Annotated in this window: 16 protein-coding genes; all 16 read right to left on the bottom strand. The window is 37.8% G+C overall.

Features of this window, described 5'->3' with window-relative positions; genetic code table 11:
- Positions 1-8: 8 nt before the first annotated feature.
- The gene (gene nusA / locus BG05_RS12830) at positions 9-1,115 is read right to left on the bottom strand and encodes a transcription termination factor NusA (protein ID WP_002014554.1); all 1,107 of its coding nucleotides are present in this window, start codon (positions 1,113-1,115) and stop codon (positions 9-11) included.
- A gap of 17 nt (positions 1,116-1,132) precedes the next feature.
- Positions 1,133-1,603, bottom strand: coding sequence for a ribosome maturation factor RimP (gene rimP / locus BG05_RS12825; RefSeq protein WP_002088165.1), 471 nt, complete (start codon positions 1,601-1,603; stop codon positions 1,133-1,135).
- A gap of 333 nt (positions 1,604-1,936) precedes the next feature.
- The gene (locus BG05_RS12820) at positions 1,937-6,238 is read right to left on the bottom strand and encodes a PolC-type DNA polymerase III (RefSeq protein WP_002185075.1); all 4,302 of its coding nucleotides are present in this window, start codon (positions 6,236-6,238) and stop codon (positions 1,937-1,939) included.
- A gap of 124 nt (positions 6,239-6,362) precedes the next feature.
- The gene (locus BG05_RS12815; RefSeq protein ID WP_002128803.1) at positions 6,363-8,063 is read right to left on the bottom strand and encodes a proline--tRNA ligase; all 1,701 of its coding nucleotides are present in this window, start codon (positions 8,061-8,063) and stop codon (positions 6,363-6,365) included.
- 109 nt (positions 8,064-8,172) lie between these two features.
- Complete coding sequence (rseP, locus tag BG05_RS12810) at positions 8,173-9,429, bottom strand: RIP metalloprotease RseP (protein WP_002185073.1); 1,257 nt, start codon at positions 9,427-9,429, stop codon at positions 8,173-8,175.
- Positions 9,430-9,446: 17 nt separating this feature from the next.
- Complete coding sequence (gene dxr, locus BG05_RS12805) at positions 9,447-10,589, bottom strand: 1-deoxy-D-xylulose-5-phosphate reductoisomerase (RefSeq protein WP_002014547.1); 1,143 nt, start codon at positions 10,587-10,589, stop codon at positions 9,447-9,449.
- Positions 10,590-10,612: 23 nt separating this feature from the next.
- The gene (cdsA, locus tag BG05_RS12800) at positions 10,613-11,404 is read right to left on the bottom strand and encodes a phosphatidate cytidylyltransferase (RefSeq protein WP_002088171.1); all 792 of its coding nucleotides are present in this window, start codon (positions 11,402-11,404) and stop codon (positions 10,613-10,615) included.
- Positions 11,405-11,421: 17 nt separating this feature from the next.
- Positions 11,422-12,198, bottom strand: coding sequence for an undecaprenyl pyrophosphate synthase (locus BG05_RS12795; protein WP_002185072.1), 777 nt, complete (start codon positions 12,196-12,198; stop codon positions 11,422-11,424).
- An 85-nt stretch (positions 12,199-12,283) separates the two neighbouring features.
- On the bottom strand, positions 12,284-12,841 hold the full coding sequence (frr, locus tag BG05_RS12790; protein WP_000531506.1) for a ribosome recycling factor: 558 nt from the start codon (positions 12,839-12,841) through the stop codon (positions 12,284-12,286).
- A 3-nt stretch (positions 12,842-12,844) separates the two neighbouring features.
- Positions 12,845-13,567, bottom strand: a complete 723-nt coding sequence (pyrH, locus tag BG05_RS12785; RefSeq protein WP_002014544.1) for a UMP kinase — start codon at positions 13,565-13,567, stop codon at positions 12,845-12,847.
- Between the two features lie 66 nt (positions 13,568-13,633).
- On the bottom strand, positions 13,634-14,521 hold the full coding sequence (tsf, locus tag BG05_RS12780; protein ID WP_002185071.1) for a translation elongation factor Ts: 888 nt from the start codon (positions 14,519-14,521) through the stop codon (positions 13,634-13,636).
- An 82-nt stretch (positions 14,522-14,603) separates the two neighbouring features.
- A complete protein-coding gene (gene rpsB, locus BG05_RS12775; RefSeq protein ID WP_002185070.1) occupies positions 14,604-15,305 on the bottom strand; it encodes a 30S ribosomal protein S2 in 702 nt (233 codons plus the stop codon).
- Positions 15,306-15,658: 353 nt separating this feature from the next.
- The gene (gene codY / locus BG05_RS12770; RefSeq protein ID WP_002014541.1) at positions 15,659-16,438 is read right to left on the bottom strand and encodes a GTP-sensing pleiotropic transcriptional regulator CodY; all 780 of its coding nucleotides are present in this window, start codon (positions 16,436-16,438) and stop codon (positions 15,659-15,661) included.
- 77 nt (positions 16,439-16,515) lie between these two features.
- Positions 16,516-17,907 carry an ATP-dependent protease ATPase subunit HslU gene (gene hslU, locus BG05_RS12765; RefSeq protein ID WP_002014539.1) on the bottom strand — a complete coding sequence of 464 codons (1,392 nt, stop codon included), beginning with the start codon at positions 17,905-17,907 and terminating at the stop codon, positions 16,516-16,518.
- A gap of 22 nt (positions 17,908-17,929) precedes the next feature.
- Positions 17,930-18,472 carry an ATP-dependent protease proteolytic subunit HslV gene (hslV, locus tag BG05_RS12760; RefSeq protein ID WP_002014538.1) on the bottom strand — a complete coding sequence of 181 codons (543 nt, stop codon included), beginning with the start codon at positions 18,470-18,472 and terminating at the stop codon, positions 17,930-17,932.
- Between the two features lie 42 nt (positions 18,473-18,514).
- Complete coding sequence (gene xerC, locus BG05_RS12755) at positions 18,515-19,414, bottom strand: tyrosine recombinase XerC (RefSeq protein ID WP_078175468.1); 900 nt, start codon at positions 19,412-19,414, stop codon at positions 18,515-18,517.
- Between the last annotated feature and the right edge of the window lie 52 nt (positions 19,415-19,466).

Below are 19,466 nucleotides of genomic sequence, written 5' to 3'. Positions count from 1 at the left end.
CATCACCTCTATTCGATTTCGTCTTCAGCTGAATCGAATCCGAATGCGATTACGCTATCTTCTTCTGTCACAATACCAAGTTGTTTCGCATCAGACTCACTTTTAATATCAATTTTCCAGCCTGTTAATTTAGCTGCAAGACGCGCATTTTGTCCACGCTTACCAATCGCTAATGAAAGCTGGTGGTCTGGAACAACAACAGTTGTTGCTTTCTCTGCTTCATCTACAAGTACTTTAACAACCTGTGATGGACTTAAAGCATTTGCAACATATTCAACTGGGTCATTCGACCAGCGAACGATGTCAATCTTTTCACCTTTTAGTTCATCTACAACGCGTTGTACACGTTGTCCTTTCGGTCCTACACAAGAACCTACTGGATCAACATCGATATTCTCTGCATATACAGAAATTTTAGAACGGTCGCCTGCTTCACGTGCTACAGAGCGAATTTCTACAGTTCCATCATAAATTTCTGGAACTTCCATTTCGAATAAACGTTTTAAAAGACCAGGATGTGTACGTGATACGTAAATTTGTGGTCCTTTTGTTGTCTTTTCTACTTTTGTAATAAATACGCGAATACGATCATGTGGTTTATATTGCTCATTTGGCATTTGCTCACTTACAGGTAATAAAGCTTCTACTTTACCTAAGCTTACATAGATGAAACGAGCATCTTGGCGCTGTACAATACCAACCATAATGTCTTCTTCACGATCACTAAATTCTGAATAAATTACACCACGTTCCGCCTCACGAACTCGTTGTGTTACAACTTGTTTTGCAGTTTGCGCTGCAATACGACCAAAATCTTTTGGCGTTACTTCAATTTCTAGTACGTCACCATCTTGGTAGTTTGGATTAATTTGTCTTGCCTCTTCTACAGAGATTTCAAGACGTGGATCAAACACATTATCTACAACGTCCTTACGTGCTAAAACTTGAATTGTTCCCACTTCTGGGTTAAAGCTCACACGAACGTTTTGTGCTTGGTTAAAATTGCGTTTATAAGCAGAGATTAATGCTGCTTCAATCGCATCAATAATAATATCTTTGCTAATACCTTTTTCTGACTCTAATACGAGCAAAGCATCTAACAACTCAGTGCTCATGAAGATCCCCCTTCTTACTAAAACGTAACAGCAAGTCGCGCATTTGCAACTTTATCCATTGGAATTTGGATTTCTTTTTTACGTGTTTTAATTGTTAATAGTAGTGTAATTGTATTACCGTCGTAGGAAAGTAGCTTTCCTTCAAACATCTTCTCACCATCAATCGGCTTATATGTTTTAATTGCCACTTGTTTTCCTACCGCTTGCTGGAAGTCTTTCTCTTTCTTTAATGGACGTTCCGCTCCAGGAGATGATACATCCAAAAAGTAAAGATGAGGAATTGGATCCTCTTTATCTAAAGCTTCGCTTAAACGTTCACTTACCGCACCGCATTCTTCAATTTCGACTCCCTTTTCAGAATCGATGAATACGCGTAAGAACCAGTCTTGTCCTTCTTGCACATACTCTACATCTACAAGTTCAAGATTTAACTCTTCAACGATTGGCTGCGCAAATGCTTCTACAATTTCTGTGACTTTCTTATCCATAAACAGCCTCCTTCCTGCCGCCATGTACCATTTACAAGAAAAGATCCCGTTCATAAAGACGGTCTATCTTATTCTTTCTCGTTAGCTAACAAAAGCCCCTGCCGTTAAGCAGGGAATATCTGTCTTAGTATTACCAAATTTAAGAAGTAAAACTTGTAACAAAATATGTATATACGACAGAAATATCTTTACTATCTACATAAGCAAAATGTAGATAGTAACACGAAAGAGTGGGTTTCCCCACTCTCTTTTTCACAAAATATACATGACATGGTTATCTCGGTTTATAGTATACCATAGCAAATGTTGATTTGCAAAGATTTTTCCTACCTATTAGAACAGTGACAATTGGTTTTGATCCGGTAAATCTCCTAGACAACCTTGACCATCTAAATACTCAATAATCGTTTTAGAAACCTTACTGCGCTGCTGTAAGTCTTCTTTTGATAAGAAATCACCATTTTTACGAGCTTCAACAATACTGAAAGCTGCGTTTGTACCAAGACCGGGAACTGCATTAAATGGAGGAATTAAAGTATCCCCATCAATTATAAATTCGGTTGCATGCGAGCGGTATAAATCAACCTTTTGGAATGAATAACCACGCTCACACATTTCAAGTGTCATTTCTAGTACCGTTAATAAACTCTTCTCTTTCGGTGCTGCATCCAATCCTTTTTGTGCAATTTCATCAATTTTTACACGTATGGATGCTGAACCTTTCGCCATCGCCTCTACATCAAAGTCATCTGCACGAACTGTAAAATATGCCGCATAGAATAAAAGTGCGAAATGTACTTTAAAGTATGCAATACGTACAGCCATAAGTACGTAAGCAGCCGCATGGGCTTTAGGGAACATGTACTTAATCTTCTTACATGAATCAATATACCAACCTGGTACATTGTTATTTCTCATTTCCTCTTCCCATTCTTCTGGTACACCTTTACCTTTACGCACCGACTCCATGATTTTGAAGGCTAATGATGGATCCAAGCCTTGATAAATTAAATATACCATGATGTCATCACGACAACCGATAACTTCACTCAGTGTACACGTACCGTTATAAATTAATTCATTCGCATTACCTAACCATACATCTGTACCATGGGACAGTCCAGAAATTTGGACAAGCTCTGAAAACGTCGTTGGTTTCGTTTCTTCTAACATTTGTCTTACGAATTTCGTACCAAACTCTGGTATACCAAGTGTACCTGTTTTACAGTTAATTTGTTCTTCCGTTACCCCTAAAGACTCTGGACCAGAGAAAATTTTCATTACTTCTGGATCATCCGTTGGGATTGTTTTCGGGTCAATACCACTTAAATCTTGAAGCATACGAATAACAGTCGGATCATCGTGTCCTAATATATCAAGTTTCAATAAATTATCATGAATTGAGTGGAAGTCAAAGTGCGTTGTTCTCCACTCAGCACCTATTGAATCAGCCGGAAACTGAATTGGTGAAAAGTCAAAAATATCCATGTAATCTGGTACAACGATAATACCACCTGGATGCTGTCCGGTCGTACGCTTTACACCTGTACATCCCGCAACTAAGCGATCAATCTCTGCATTTCGAATTGTTAAGTTATGATCATTAGCATAACCTTTCACATACCCATAAGCGGTTTTTTCCGCAACCGTACCAATTGTTCCTGCGCGGTATACATAATCTTCACCGAACAGTAATTTCGTATAGTTATGGGCGCGTGGTTGGTATTCTCCGGAGAAATTCAAATCGATATCCGGTACCTTATCCCCTTTAAATCCAAGGAACGTTTCGAAAGGAATGTCATGCCCATCTTTCACATATGGAACATTACATGTTGGGCATTCTTTATCTGGTAAATCAAAACCAGAACCTACAGAACCGTCATTAAAGAACTCTGATTGTTTACACTTTGGACATACATAGTGCGGTGGTAATGGGTTTACTTCTGTAATTTCCATCATCGTTGCAACAAATGATGAACCTACCGATCCACGCGAACCTACTAGATAACCGTCCACTAACGATTTTTTCACAAGCTTATGTGAAATTAAATAAATAACGGCGAATCCATGTCCAATAATACTTTTCAATTCTTTTTCCAAACGAGCTTCTACAATTTCCGGTAGTTCATCTCCATAGATACTTCTTGCCATTATATAGCTCATATCACGTGTTTCATCATCAGCACCTTCAATTTTCGGTGTGTATAAATCATCTTTTACTGGACGAACATCACCAATTAATGACGCGATCTTGTGTGTATTTGTCACAACAATTTCTTTTGCTTTGTCTTCACCTAAGAATGAAAAACAATCTAGCATTTCATTTGTTGTACGGAAATGTACAGGCGGTAATGAATGGCGATTTAACGGATTAGCTCCTCCCTGCGAACTGACTAAAATTTTCCGATATATCGCGTCCTCTGGATCTAAATAATGCACATTCCCAGTAGCAACAACTGGCTTATCTAACGTCTCACCTAGTTTTACTAAGTTAGAAATTATTGTTTTTAACTGTCCTTCATCTCGAACGAGTTCACGTTCCACTAAATGACGTAACACTTCGGGAGGCATAACCTCAATGTAATCGTAAAACTGTGCAATTTCTTCTACTTCTTCAGGCGCTTTTTGCATCATAGCTTCAAATACTTCACCTTTGTCACAAGCTGTTCCTACTAAAATGCCTTCGCGATATTTTTTTAATAGTGATCGTGGTACACGTGGTACACGATAAAAGTAATTCAAGTGAGAATATGAAACAAGTTTATATAAGTTTTTCAACCCAACATCTGATGTGGCAAGTAACGTCAGATGACTTGGACGCCCACGTTTATACGCATCCCCTTGTCCCATACTATCGTTTAGTTGATCGTGATATTCAAATCCCTTTTCAATCACATCTTTTAACATCTTCACAAGTAAATATCCCGTTGCTTCTGTATCATAAATCGCACGGTGATGTTGCGTTAATTCAATATCAAGCTTTTTACACATCGTATTTAATCGATGATTTTTCATTTCTGGGAATAAGAACCGTGCAAGTTCTAACGTATCAATAACTGGATTTTTCGTTTTTTCTATCCCAGCCTTTTTAAAACCTACGTTAATAAAGCCCATATCGAAGCTTGCGTTATGAGCAACAAGTGTATGGTCACCCATCCATTCCTCAAACTTTTTAAACACTTCGTCCACTTCTGGTGCATCAGTTAACATATCATCTGTAATACCTGTTAATTCAATAATCGTCGCCGATAATGGTTGATGAGGATTTGCGAAAGATTCAAAGCGATCAATAATTTCTCCACCTTTTACCTTTACAGCAGCTAACTCAATGACTGTATCATATACAGCAGATAACCCTGTTGTCTCAACGTCAAAGACAACATATGTTTCTTCTGCAAGTAGACGATGTGCTTCGTTATATGCTATCGGCACACCATCATTAACTAAATTTGCTTCTACACCATATAGAACTTTAACTCCAGCCTTTTTACCAGCAGAATATGCTTCTGGGAACGACTGTGCAACAGCATGGTCTGTAACTGCAATAGCCTCATGCCCCCATTTTCCGGCTTGGGCAACGAGCTTAGACACAGAAGTAACAGCATCCATTTGACTCATTGGAGTATGAAGATGAAGTTCTACTCTTTTTTCCCCTTCTTTTGCTTTATCTTTACGAGAAGGTCCCGTTATTTCATTTATATCATTTGCGATCATAACTAAATCACGCACGAATGTATCATTTTGAACTGAACCACGCGCTTTTACCCAAGTTCCTTTTTTCAAGGATTGTAACATCGGGATATCTTCTTTATCACGTGAGAACATCTTAATCATAATAGAGTCCGTATAGTCAGTTATCTTTAAAGTTAATAATGTACGTCCACTACGAAGTTCTTTCGTCTCTACATGGAAAACATACCCTTGAACGGTTTTTCTTCTTTCTTCATCTTGAATTTCACGCAGCGGCGTAATCTCTTCATCTGGCTTAATAAGATAACCAAGCACAACTGGTCCTTCATGAACAACATCACTTTCTTCAGCTTGCCTTTTAGCCATCTCTTCCATAGCCTGTATAACTCGTTGACGATCTTCTTCCTGTGTTTGCTCACGAAACTTTTGCATTTCTTCTGCATTTTGCTTTATATGTGTGTCTAACTGAAAACGCGGGAATCCAAAAGCTTCGTATTGATCACCTACTGGTTTCGCAACGTTTTTCTTTAAAGTAGTAGATTCCAGCTCATTATTCACATTTAATAGCAACTTCACGCCATTGACCTGCGGAAGTTGCTTCTTTAAGTACGCGAACATAGGTGAAAATGTAATTCGTTCTGTACAAAGCGGCCAATATGCCTTCACTTCTTCTTCTGTAAATTGTTTATTCTCTGCTTCTAATGCAAATGTTGTTCTTGCAATATGAGAAAATGATTGCTTAAGCTTTGTTTCTAGCAACTCATATAATTCTGTCGGCAAAATACGTGGCACTTGTAAGTCAAAATGCCAACTTTTATTCGCTTTATCAATAACTAGCTTTTCAATACCACCGCCATGTAAATATTGATTTATAAGGTCTTCTGGTATTTGCAACTGTTGGAGCAAAATTTGAAATCGCTCTTGTTGTTCATTTGTTAATGACATAAGCACTCTCCTTCCATTTGCTATTATAAATTGAAACGTACTACAAAGAAAGATTTCTTCCTTCTTCTTTTACAAAATACGTTTACAAAGAAAGAGAAGGTACCTCATTACGAGGTACCTCTTCTTATTTTAAAATATTAGCAATATATGTTTGAAGTTCTTCTACTTTCACTTCTTCAGACTCGCCTGTAGCACGTACTTTCACTTCTACAATACCTTCATCTGCTTTTTTACCAACTGTAACACGAACTGGAAGGCCGAATAAATCTGCATCTGCAAATTTAACACCCGCACGTTCTGCACGATCATCTAGTAATACTTCGTATCCTTGCTCTTGTAATGAGTTATAGATATTTCCACCCATTTCACGTTGTGCATCAGATTTCATATTTACTGGAATTACATGCACATGGAACGGTGCAACAGATTTTGGCCAAACTAAACCATTCTCATCATTAAACTGCTCTGCAATTGCTGCCACTGTACGAGATACACCGATACCGTAACAACCCATAATAAGTGGTTTTGTTTTTCCGTTTTCATCTAGGAACGTTGCGTTCATTGCTTCACTATAACGAGTTCCTAATTTGAATACATGACCAACTTCAATTCCACGTGCGAAAAGAATTGTTCCATTTCCATCTGGAGATTGGTCTCCTTCTTGGATGAAGCGTAAATCTGTATATTGACTTACTTTAAAGTCACGTTCTGGATTTACATTTACATAATGGAATCCTTCTTCGTTCGCTCCTGAACATCCGTTGACAATTGATGCTACAGCATGGTCAGCGATAATTTCGATATCCCCTGTAACACCAATCGGTCCTAAAGAACCCACTTCACAGTTTAATAACTCTTTTATTTCTTCATGTGAAGCAAGCTCAACGACTGAAGCTCCGTATACATTCTTCACTTTTACATCATTGACTTCATGATCGCCACGAACAAGTACTACTACTAATTTCGCATCTACTTTAAACACCATAGATTTAATGCATTTTTCCGCTGCGATATTTAAGAATGCAGATACTTCTTCAATAGCTTTTTGATCTGGAGTTGCTACTTTTTCAAGTGCTTTTTCGGCTTCATCACTCTTCGTATACGTAGCAACAACAGGAGCCATTTCAATATTTGCCGCATAATCAGATGTATCAGAATACGCAATTGTATCTTCACCTACATCAGATAACACCATAAATTCGTGTGTATCTTTTCCACCCATTGCTCCAGAATCAGCGATAACTGCACGGAAATTCAAACCACAACGAGCAAAGATATTAGAATACGCTTTGTATAAACCGCTATATACTTCATCCAAACTTTCTTGTGTTGCATGGAAAGAATACGCATCTTTCATTAAAAATTCTCTTCCGCGTAATAAACCGAAACGTGGTCTTTGCTCATCACGGAATTTTGTTTGAATTTGATATAATGTTAATGGTAGTTTTTTGTATGATTTAATTTCATCACGTACAAGATCTGTAATTACTTCCTCATGAGTTGCCCCTAGCGCAAACTCGCGAGCATTACGATCTTTCATACGCATTAATTCTGATCCGTAAGAATACCAACGACCTGATTCTTGCCATAATTCAGAAGCTTGCATAGCTGGCATTAATAGTTCTACTGCCCCTGCGCGCTCCATTTCTTCACGAACAATACGTTCTACTTTGTGTAACACTTTTAAACCAAATGGTAGAAAACTATAAATACCAGAAGCATTTTGACGCATAAACCCTGCGCGAAGTAATAATTGATGACTCTTAATTTCAGCATCTGCTGGAACTTCACGTAATGTAGGACTGAATACCATACTTTGTTTCATTTATTCGCACCTCTTCATTTTACTCTTACACGCAATAAAACCCCTCACCTCGAGTTAGGTGAGGGATTTTATTCTATGAGCTCTATTTCATTATAAACTTCTTCTTATTTTACAAGAAAAACTTACGGATGTCATTCCATGTTACAACTAACATAAGCAACATTAATAATGCAAACCCAATAAAGTGAACCATTCCTTCTTTTTGACGATCAATTGGTTTTCCTCGTAATGCTTCAATTAAGAAGAAGAACAAACGTCCACCGTCTAAAGCTGGGACTGGTAATAAATTAAATAAACCAAGGTTAATACTTAAAACTGCCGCTAAACTTAGTACACGCGTAAATCCATAATCTACAACTTGATCTGTTAGATTATAAATTCCTACTGGACCTGACAACTCATTAATAGAAAATTGACCCGTTACTAATTTCACAAGAGAATCAAAAATTAGTTTCGTCCATTCGTATGTTTGTTCAAACCCTGATTTAATAGAACCCATCACTGTTTTCTCTACAGGAGAATAAACACCAATTCTACCAACTTCGTCTTTTCCTTCTTTATCAAGCGTTGGTGTTACTTTCACATTAAATTGCTCACTATCACGCTTTACATGTAACGTAATTTCTTTATTTGGGTTTTCACGTACAATCGTTACAACATCTTTCCATGTACTAGTGTTCTTCCCATTGATTGCTTGAATCGTATCGTTTTCTTTTAATCCAGCTTGTTCTGCAGCACTATTCTCCATTACTTTTCCGACCATTGGTTTGTCAACAGGAACTCCTTGTACAAATCCAAGAATCACAAAAATAACAAATGCTAGAATAAAGTTCATTGCAGGACCTGCAAAGATTGTTAGAGCACGTTGGCCCAATTTTTTAGAGCCAAATTGTCTATTGTACGGAGCGATTTGAATTTCTTCTCCCACAGAAATGATACGAGCTTTTTCATTTACTCGGAATGTTTGCAGCTCTTCCTCGTACTCTTCATAACCCAAAATTGTAAGATTATGCTCTAAATCAGCTTGTTCGACTTCAATGACACGAACATTTGGATATTTTTCATGTCCGTCAAAAACTAATTTCACAACTTCGTCTTTTTCATTTAATACAAGTCCAACCTTTTTTCCAGGTTTTAACTCAACTGTGTCCGCATCCTCGCCAGCCATTCTTACATAGCCACCAAGGGGCAGTAATCGAATCGTATACACCGTTTCATTCTTTTCAAATGAGAATATTTTCGGACCAAAACCAATCGCGAACTCGCGGCACAAAATACCTGCTCTTTTTGCGAAATATAGATGCCCTAGCTCATGGAAAAATACGAGTGCACCGAAAATTAATATAAAGGCAATCGCTGTATTCAATTCCATAACCACCTTTGCTAAATTTGTTCCATCACAAACCGTCTTGTGGCTGCGTCAATTTCCTGAATTTCCTCTAAGCTCGGACGTGCAATGACAGTGTGATGGTGCATTGCTTTTTCAATGAGGTCTTCCACTGTTAAGAAACCAATTCTCTTTTGTAAAAAAGCTTCAACAGCTACTTCATTTGCCGCGTTCATTACAGCCGGCATACTTCCACCTGTCTTTCCAGCTTCATACGCAAAACGTAGACAACGGAAACGCTCTTGATTCATTTTCTCAAAATGCAATGTTCCCATTTCCCATAAATTTAACTGTTTCGTGTCTGAAAGAGGCAATCTATCAGGATATGTAAGCGCGTATTGAATCGGTACTCGCATATCAGGTGAGCCAAGCTGTGCCATTACACTACGATCTTCAAATTCAACCATAGAATGAATAATACTTTCTTTATGTAGAACAACATCGATTTGCTCATAAGGGATACCAAAAAGCCAGTGTGCTTCAATTACTTCTAGCCCCTTATTCATCATTGTAGCAGAATCAATTGTAATTTTCGAACCCATTGACCAGTTTGGATGACGAAGTGCATCTTCTACGGTCACTTGATGCAATTCATCTCTCGTTTTATCACGAAAACTTCCGCCTGAAGCAGTTATAATTAAGCGAGAGATTCTTTTTTCATTTTCACCATTCAAGCATTGAAAAATAGCTGAATGTTCACTGTCTACTGGAAGTAACGATACATTATGTTTTCGTGCTGCTTCCATTACAAGATGCCCTGCAGTTACTAACGTTTCTTTATTTGCAATTCCAATTGTTTTTTTCGCCTCAATTGCGCGGAGTGTCGGTAACAACCCTACGCTACCTACAACAGCATTCACTACAATTTCTGTATCTGGGTGCAGCGCTACTTCTAATAAGCCTTCGCTACCATATACTACTTTTGTATTACCAGAAACAGCTTGTAATTTTAAAACATCTTCCTCTCTTTGCACAGAGACAATTTGCGGGGAAAATTCTTGAATTACCTTTACTGCATAATCAACATTTTTCCCTACAGAAAAAGCAACGAGACGGAATTGGTCTGGGTGCGAGCGTAACACATCTAATGTTTGTGTACCGATTGATCCGCTTGCACCTAGTAAACTAATGTTTTTCATGACTCCAACCCCTCGTTCATTTATTAATTGTATTGTAATAAGAAGTATAGAATTGGTAACACAAATAACCAACTATCTGTTCGATCTAAAATACCACCATGTCCAGGTAAAATTGTACCTGAATCCTTTACACCATAATGGCGTTTAAATGCAGATTGCACTAAATCACCAATTTGTCCAAAAATAGAAATGATAATCGTCAGAACGATTAAAACTCCTACATTCGCTTCAACTGGGAAGAACATATTGTAAACAAGTGCAACAACAATTCCACAAACAATACCGCCTAATGAACCTTCAATCGTTTTATTCGGACTAATTTCTGGCCATAATTTTCTTTTTCCAAATGCTTTTCCTATGAAATATGCACCTGAATCAGTTGCCCATATGACAAATAGTGCACAGAACACATATTTGATTCCTAATATTCTCGTTTCATTTAAATATAAGAATCCCATTCCAACATATGTCGTTGCCATAAGTAAAAATGAAGCATTGTCAAAAGTAAATGTATTCTTAGAAAGGACTGTATATGATAAAAGTAATAAAACAATCACAAATGTGATTTCTAATTTACCTAACCCAATCCACGTAAACAGTTCTGATGCACTACTCGGAATTAAAATAATCCACAATAATACTGCAGCTAAAACTGTTGGTACCGAAATAAGCGTAAGCTTGTTCATACGAATTAATTCATATAAACCTATAGAAGCAAGTGCATACACTAAAACTGTAAAAGGCACGCCACCGTAAATTACGATGGGAATGAATAGCGCGGCAGCAATCACTCCAGTAATAATTCTCTGTTTCACTACCAAACCCTCTCTTTCTACACGCCTCCGAATCTGCGCCCTCTATGTTGAAAGTCTGTAATCGCATTTAGCAAATGTTCCTCGGTAAAATCTGGCCAATACACATCTGTAAACCAAAATTCCGAATAAGCAATTTGCCATAACATGAAATTACTAATACGTAGCTCTCCGCTTGTACGGATTAACAACTCTGGATCAGGTAAAGAACTCGTCATTAAGTAAGAAGAAATCTTTTCTTCACTTATTTCTTCCGAACGAATTTTTCCTTCCTCACTATCTTTCATCATATGTTGCACAGCAGAAACGATTTCATCTCGACTTCCATAGTTTAACGCGAAATTAAGAATTAATCCCGTATTCTCTTTCGTATCTTCCATGGCTTTTTCCATCGCTCTGCGCGTATGCGTAGGAAGACGATCTTTTTGCCCTATTACTCGGACTTGTACGTTTTCTTCAAGCAACTCTGGTAAAAATGCACCTAAAAATTCTTCTGGAAGCTTCATCAAATAATCAACTTCTTTTTTCGGTCTTTTCCAGTTCTCAGTCGAAAAAGCATAAAGAGTTAATACTTTCACATCAAGCTTACTTGCAAATTTTGTGATTTTCTTCACAACTTGCATACCTTCATGATGACCAGCAATGCGAGGCATGGCTCTTCTCTTTGCCCATCTTCCATTACCATCCATAATAATAGCAATATGTTCTGGGATATATCCTTTTTTCACTTTTTCAATGAGATGATCAAACGATGTGACCTTTTTACTTTTAAAAAAAGGAAACTTTTTAAACATCATTCATACCCTCCAACAAGCAGACGTATGCCTAAAAGTGTAAAAAGACCCCCTTAAGAAGAGGGTCATATTTGCGAAATTATCGCTATTACACTTCCATAATTTCTTTTTCTTTGTTTTTTGCGATTTCGTCAACTTTTGCAATATATTTATCTGTTTCTTTTTGGATATCTTCAGTATATCCTCTTAAATCATCTTCTGTAATGTCGCCAGCTTTTTCAAGCTTCTTAAGGTCATCATTACTGTCACGACGTACGTTACGAACAGCAACTTTTGCTTCCTCAGCATATTTCTTCACAACTTTTACAAGATCGCGACGACGCTCTTCTGTTAATGCAGGGAATGCAATACGAATTACAGTTCCATCATTAGAAGGGTTTAAGCCTAAATCTGCTTTTAAAATTGCTTTTTCAATATCACCGATAGAAGTTTTATCATAAGGTTGAATTACAAGCAAACGTGCTTCTGGAACTGTAATGTTCGCTAATTGCACAACTGGTGTTGGTGCACCATAGTAATCAACTTGTACCTTATCTAATACAGACGAGCTTGCACGACCAGCGCGAACTGTTGCTAATTCACGAGAATAAGCAGCAACTGCTTTTTCCATTTTTTCATTTGAAGACTTCAATACTTGTTGTCCCATAATTTATTTCCCCCTTACAACTGTTCCAATATTTTCGCCTAAAACGGCACGTTTAATGTTACCTTTTTCCATAACCGAGAATACAATTAATGAAATATCATTATCCATACATAAAGAAGAAGCTGTAGAATCCATTACACCTAAACCTGCTTTTAATACATCTAAGTAAGTAAGTGTTTCGTATTTCGTAGCTGTTGGGTCAATAGATGGATCTGCACTATATACGCCATCCACATTATTTTTCGCCATTAAAATAACGTCCGCTTCGATTTCAGCTGCACGTAATGCTGCTGTTGTATCTGTAGAGAAGTATGGGTTACCTGTACCTGCAGCAAAGATAACAACACGTTTTTTCTCTAAGTGACGAATTGCTTTACGACGAATGTAAGGCTCTGCCACTTGACGCATCTCAATTGAAGTTTGTACGCGAGTTTGAATTCCGATATTCTCTAAGCTATCTTGAAGAGCTAATGAATTCATAACTGTTGCTAACATGCCCATGTAATCTGCTCCTGCACGATCCATGCCCATTTCGCTTCCAATTTTCCCACGCCAAATGTTACCGCCACCAACAACAACTGCAACCTCTACATCAAGTTCTGCAATTTCTTTCACTTGTTCCGCAACTGACTTAATAACAGCTGGGTTAATTCCAAATCCTTGCTCGCCAGCTAAAGCTTCTCCGCTCAGCTTTAAAACGACACGATTATATTTCGGTTTACTCATAATGAACCTCCAATTGCTTACATCTTTATTTTAAAAAAGGGAACACAATGTGTTCCCTAATCTGTATTAGTTGTTACCTTTTACTTGGTTCATTACTTCTTCAGCAAAGTTGTCTTCGCGTTTTTCGATACCTTCACCAACAGCGTAGCGAACGAATCCTTTTAATGTTCCGCCTTTAGACTCAACGAATTGACGAACTTTCATGTCAGGATTCTTAACGAATGTTTGGTCAAGTAAGCAAATCTCTTCAAAGAATTTGCCAAGACGGCCTTCTACCATTTTCGCAACGATTTTTTCAGGCTTGCCTTCGTTTAAAGCTTGTTGTGTTAATACTTGACGCTCATGCTCAACTTCTTCAGCTGTTACAGCATCGCGGTCGATGTATTTAGGGTTAACTGCTGCGATGTGCATTGCTACATCTTTAGCAGCTGCTTCATCAGTAGAACCTTCAAGAACTGTTAATACACCAATACGTCCACCCATGTGTAGGTAAGCGCCGAATGCATCAGCATCAGTTTTTGATACGATTTCGAAACGACGAAGTGTAAGTTTTTCACCAATTTTAGCGATTGCTTCGTTGATGTGCTCTTCTACTGTTTTGCCGCCTTCGATTGTTTGAGCCATAGCTTCTTCAACGTTAGCAGGTTTGTTAGCTAATAAGTGAGCAGCTAATTCTTTAATTAACGCTTGGAAACCTTCGTTTTTCGCAACGAAATCAGTCTCAGAGTTTAATTCTAAGATTAAACCTTCGTTACCTTTTGTTTCGATGAAAGTTAAACCTTCAGCAGCGATGCGGTCTGCTTTTTTAGCAGCTTTCGCAATACCTTTTTCACGTAAGAAGTCAATTGCTTTCTCCATGTCGCCGTTAGTTTCTGTTAAAGCTTTTTTGCAGTCCATCATACCTGCGCCAGTTTTTTCACGAAGTTCTTTTACCATTTGTGCAGTGATTGCCATGTTTTTCATCCTCCTAAAATATGTATTTATACCTTAAAAAAGGTGATAAAAGGCCGAACCCCTTATCACCTTTCCAAATTTGTTACGCAGTAACAGTTTCTTCACCTTGTTTTGATTCAAGGATCGCGTCTGCCATTTTAGATGTAAGAAGTTTTACAGCACGAATTGCATCATCGTTTGCTGGGATAACGTGATCGATTTCGTCTGGATCACAGTTTGTATCAACGATACCGATGATTGGAATGTGTAATTTGCGCGCTTCAGCAACTGCAATACGCTCTTTACGAGGGTCTACTACGAATAATGCACTTGGAAGACCTTTCATATCTTTAATACCGCCTAAGAATTTCTCAAGACGCTCTAACTCTTTTTTAAGTTGAACAACTTCTTTCTTAGGAAGTACTTCGAAAGTACCATCTTCTTGCATTCTTTCGATATCTTTAAGACGCTTGATACGCTTTTGGATTGTTTGGAAGTTTGTTAAAGTTCCACCTAACCAACGTTGGTTAACGAAGTACATACCAGCACGAGTTGCTTCTTCTTTAATAGCTTCTTGTGCTTGTTTTTTAGTACCTACGAATAAAATGTCTCCACCTTCAGCAGCGATGTCACGCATCGTTCTGTAAGCTTCCTCAACTTTTTTCACAGTTTTTTGTAAGTCGATGATGTAGATACCGTTACGCTCTGTGAAGATGTAACGCTTCATTTTTGGGTTCCAACGACGAGTTTGATGTCCGAAATGAACACCAGCTTCAAGCAATTGTTTCATAGAAATTACTGACATAATTTAGTTCCTCCTAAATGGTTTTTTGATATCCTCCGTTTACTTCATCTCTAAGCGAAACTACGAACGTAGCACCAACACTTAAATCAGTAAACGTGTGTACTTTGTACTGACACCACTGCTTACTATATCATACTGAAATATTACAATCAAGTCGAAAATGCGAACAATGTAAAACTTTCTTTTTTTCACGCTCAAATTCTAGTATTACCAACCTTCAATTCCTTTAAGCAAGGAATTGAAGGTTAATTAATAGTTTTCTAATGAATGTTGTCATGACGCCTTACGTAAGCAAAATCATTCACTTAAAAAAACAAAAAACTCTCCTCAAGCGAGGAGAGTTTTTTTATAAATTAGTTTGTTTTTAATTTAGCAAGTTCCTGTAGAAACTTGTCGTTTAGCACTTTAATGTATGTTCCTTTCATACCTAAAGAGCGAGACTCAATAACACCAGCACTTTCTAATTTACGTAGTGCATTTACGATTACCGAACGAGTAATTCCCACGCGATCAGCAATTTTACTTGCAACAAGTAAACCTTCTGTTCCATTTAATTCTTCGAAGATATGCTCGATTGCTTCTAACTCACTGTAAGATAATGAGCTAATCGCCATTTGAACAACAGCTTTACTACGTGCTTCCTCTTCGATTTCTTCTGCTTTTTCACGTAAGATTTCCATACCTACAACAGTTGAGCTGTATTCAGCAAGAATTAAATCATCGTCTAAGAACTCTTGACCAAGACGAGCTAATACTAGTGTACCTAGACGCTCACCGCCACCAACGATTGGTACGATTGTAGTTAAACCTTGACCGAATAATTCTCTATTTTCTACCGGGAATGCTGTGTAGTCACTATCCACACCTAAATTTGAAGATGTTTCTGTAACATTGAATAAACTTTGCGTATACTCTTCTGGGAATTGACGCTCTGCAAGCATGTGCTTCATACGTTCGTTTTCGATTTGTTGGTGAATCGCATATCCTAATAATTTACCGCGACGACTTACAACGAACACGTTCGCTTCAATTACTTCACACATTGTGTCAGACATCTCTCTAAAGTTTACAGGCTTTCCTGCTGCGCTCTGTAATAACGCATTTAATTTTCTCGTTTTTGCTAATAATTCCATTTCAAAATTTCCTCCTACATGTTACTTACATATTTTTTCATCACTTGGAAACTAGGGCGAGTCACCTGATGACACTATTACAAAATAAACTGGCTCACATCTTTATTTTTAGCTATTGTCGCTAATTTTTCCTCAACATATTGAGGTGTTATCGTTATTTTCTCTAACGTAATTTCAGATGCCTCAAACGATAAATCTTCAAGGAGCTTCTCCATAACAGTATGAAGTCTTCTCGCTCCAATATTATCTGTATCCTGATTAACTTGATAAGCAATCTCAGCAATCTTACGAATAGCTTCGTCTGAAAATTCAATTTCTATACCTTCAGTCGCTAATAACGCCGTGTACTGTTTAATTAGCGCATTGTCAGGCTCGATTAATATTTTAACAAAATCATCCGCCGATAATTTTGTTAATTCTACTCGAATCGGAAATCTCCCTTGCAATTCCGGAATTAAATCCGACGGTTTAGACATATGGAACGCTCCAGCTGCAACAAATAAAATATAATCCGTTTTTACTGATCCGTATTTCGTTGCTACATTCGACCCTTCTACAATCGGTAAAATGTCACGTTGCACACCTTCACGCGATACATCTACGCTATTCGACTGCTTACCAGCAATTTTGTCAATTTCATCGATAAAAATAATCCCGAGCTGTTCAGCACGATAAACAGCCTCTTGTGTAACTTCATCCATATCAATTAAGCGCTGTGCCTCTTCATTTGTCAAGAGTTTTCTTGCTTCTTTTACAGAAAGTTTACGTTTTTTCGTTTTTTTCGGCATGATACTTCCTAGTGCATCTTGGAAATTCATTCCCATTTGCTCCATGCCAGTTCCTTGCAACATATCAAACATAGAAGACTGTTGTTCCGTCACTTCGATCGATATCACTTCATCTTCAAGAAGGCCTGCCGCAAGCTTTCTTTCCACATCTTGACGTTTCTTTTCGATTTCATCATCTTCCTGTGCATCAGATGTTTGGTTTGAATTTTGATTACCACCAAAAAGCATTTCTAATGGATTTTTAAATCCAGATTGTTTCTCCGGACTCGGCACTAAAATTTCAACAAGACGTTGATTCGCTTGCTCTTCTGCTTTATCTTGAACTTTAACTACCATTTCCTCTTTCACAATGCGAACAGACGTTTCAACAAGGTCGCGGACCATCGACTCTACATCTCGACCCACATATCCAACTTCTGTAAATTTCGTCGCTTCAACCTTAATAAAAGGTGCTCCAACGAGTTTCGCCATTCGCCGTGCTACCTCTGTTTTACCAACACCTGTCGGTCCAATCATTAAAATGTTTTTAGGTGCAATTTCATCACGTAAATTTTCAACTAATTTACTGCGACGGTATCGATTTCGTAGAGCTACAGCAACCGCTTTCTTTGCATCTTTTTGACCGATGATGTATTGATCTAATTTTTCCACAATTTGACGCGGAGTAAAATGTAAATGCATATAAAATGCCTCCCTTACGATTCTACAATTCTTCAACAATTATGTTGTGGTTCGTATAAACACAAATATCGCCTGCAATTTCTAAACTGGCCTTCGCAATTTGTTTCGCTGTTAAATGTTCACTTGCATGTTGCTTTAAAGCACGACCAGCAGCAAGTGCATAATGTCCGCCTGAACCAATTGCTAAAATACCATCATCTGGTTCAATCACTTCTCCTGTACCTGAAACAAGGAGCATCGTTGTTTTATCCATGACAATGAGCATTGCTTCTAGCTGACGTAGCATTTTATCACCACGCCATTGTTTCGCCATCTCAACTGCAGCGCGCTGCAAATTGCCATTATACTCTTCTAATTTCCCTTCAAACATTTCAAAAAGAGTAAATGCATCAGCAACTGATCCTGCAAAACCAGCTAAAACTTTCCCTTGGAAAAGTTTGCGAACTTTGCGAGCTGTATGTTTCATTACAACAGCATTCCCCATCGTTACCTGACCATCTCCAGCCATTGCACATTCTCCATTATGATGAACTGCAAATATCGTTGTAGCGTGGAAATTTCCCATAGAAAAAACTCCTTTATATGTTTTTATAGCCTTAAAAGCAATTTATGCCCGCGGGTGATGCTTCATGTACACAGAACGCAATCTTTCTTTAGAGACATGCGTATAAATTTGTGTGGTTGACAAATTCTCATGACCTAATAGCTCCTGCACAGTACGTAAATCCGCTCCTTCATCCAACATATGTGTAGCAAATGTATGCCTTAACATATGGGGACTTATCCGCATTGTAAGTGAAGCTTTCTTAATGAGTTCGTTCAAAACATAACGTACACCCTGATCTGTTAACGGCTTACCTTTCGCATTTAAAAATACCATATGAGATTGTTCTTCAGTCTTTTGAGCTAACTGTTTTCTCCCGTTCTCTATATAAGTAATTAAAGCATCTTGTGCATAGCTTCCGAACGGAATATATCTTTGTTTTTTCCCTTTTCCCATCACTAAAATTGTTCCCACTGCAAAGTCAATGTCGGTAAGTTGCAAATTAACGCATTCGCTTACACGAATCCCAGTTGCATACATCAACTCTAATAAAGCTTGATTCCTTTGACCTAATGGTGCCCCTGTATCAGAAACTTCAAACAATTCCTCTAACTCTTCAGCATATAAAAACTTTGGGATTGACAATTCTTTCTTGGGAAGTGACGCAAGTGCAAACGGATTATCTTTTTGATAACCTTCACGCATCAAAAAACGATATAAACTTCGTAAGCTTGATACTTTCCTTGCGACAGATTTACGGGCTAACTTCTGATCGTGCAACGTCGTCAAGTATAAACGAACATCCGCGTATGTAACATCTAAAAAAGAGGATATGCCTTCTCGCTCCATAAATTGCACAAAATGTTCTAAATCATTTTGATAACTTGCAATTGTATATTTTGAATAATTTCTTTCAATTTGTAAATATCCAACGAATAATTGTAACAATTTCTTCACATTCACATCCATATAATTCACCTCAATAAAGGCTACTAAATCGTATCACAACTTAGTA

The sequence above is a fragment of the Bacillus mycoides genome (assembly GCF_000832605.1).
In the GTDB taxonomy this organism is placed as follows: Bacteria; Bacillota; Bacilli; order Bacillales; family Bacillaceae_G; genus Bacillus_A; species Bacillus_A mycoides.
Note: the sequence above shows the minus strand (reverse complement) of the source record. Positions and strands in the feature narration are given on the sequence as shown.